This is a genomic window from Streptomyces anandii JCM 4720 (genome assembly GCF_014650655.1).
Lineage (GTDB): Bacteria > Actinomycetota > Actinomycetes > Streptomycetales > Streptomycetaceae > Streptomyces > Streptomyces anandii.
The window spans coordinates 310,171-311,106 of sequence record NZ_BMVJ01000008.1 but is presented as its reverse complement, the minus strand read 5'-3'; the positions used below and the strand labels follow the sequence as shown (position 1 = coordinate 311,106).

The window sequence follows — 936 nt, the reverse complement described above, 5'->3', positions numbered from 1 at the left end:
CCACCTTGAAGACCGGCCCGTACAACTTCGGCTTCAAGTCCCGTGCGGACTGGGTGGAGCACTACGCGTACCAGAACGGCCTGCTGATCTGGAAGTGGGACACCTCCGAGGCGGACAACAACACCAGCGCCCACCCGGGCACCGGTCTGATCCTGCCGATCGACTCCCACCCGGCCCCGCTGAAGTGGACCGACGGCACGCTGATGCGCAACCGCATCCAGGCCTACGACTCGCCGTTCAGCAAGTTCCGCAGCGACGGCATGCTGCTGCACAAGGCCGACGTCGCCGCCTGGGTCCCGTCGTCGAAGGGGGTGCCGGTCTTCAACGACCACGCGAGCACCTACTACGACGCCTCGAACCCGGCGGCCGGTGTCAAGATCACTGACACCAACACCTCCATCAAGATCACCAAGGAGCCCAAGGACGGCTCCACGATCGAGTTCGAGGTCGGCCGCGCGGTGAAGTAGTCGACATCTCCGCAGGTCAAACGCGTATCGGCGGCAACCCCCTGGCGGGTTGCCGCCGATCGTGTTTAGGTGCGTGCTGTGACTTCCTTATTGACACCGACCGGAACGGGGATGTGAACGCATGGCCGCAGGAGGCTTCAGCAAGCTGCCGGACGGCATGGTGGTGGTGGCCCTGAACCTGCCGGGCACCGCCCCCGACGGCGTCGGCGGCGTCCGTGTGCTCGTCCACGCCCGGAACCGCCCCCGCGCCCTGACGCGGCTGCGCAACCTGGGTCTGCGCGCGGTCTACCTGCGGGGCAACGCCGCCCCGCCGACCCCGGACGAGATCACCGCGGTGCTGCACCACCCCGACGGCCTGATATGGCGCACGTCCCCCGACAACGCTGTCGGTGTCCCCGCCGGCTGCCCCGAGCTGTGGCACCCGATCAGGACCCTGCTGAGGAGCCGCACGCCCGCCCAGCCCCAGCCC

General features: G+C 68.4%; 1 protein-coding gene and 1 pseudogene. Both read left to right on the top strand.

Annotated elements, in window-relative coordinates; genetic code table 11:
* A pseudogene (locus IE249_RS37575) lies at positions 1–467 on the top strand (immune inhibitor A domain-containing protein); the annotation flags it as partial.
* A gap of 121 nt (positions 468–588) precedes the next feature.
* The coding region (locus IE249_RS17310) for a hypothetical protein (protein ID WP_189705707.1) at positions 589–936 on the top strand (348 nt) is incomplete at its 3' end.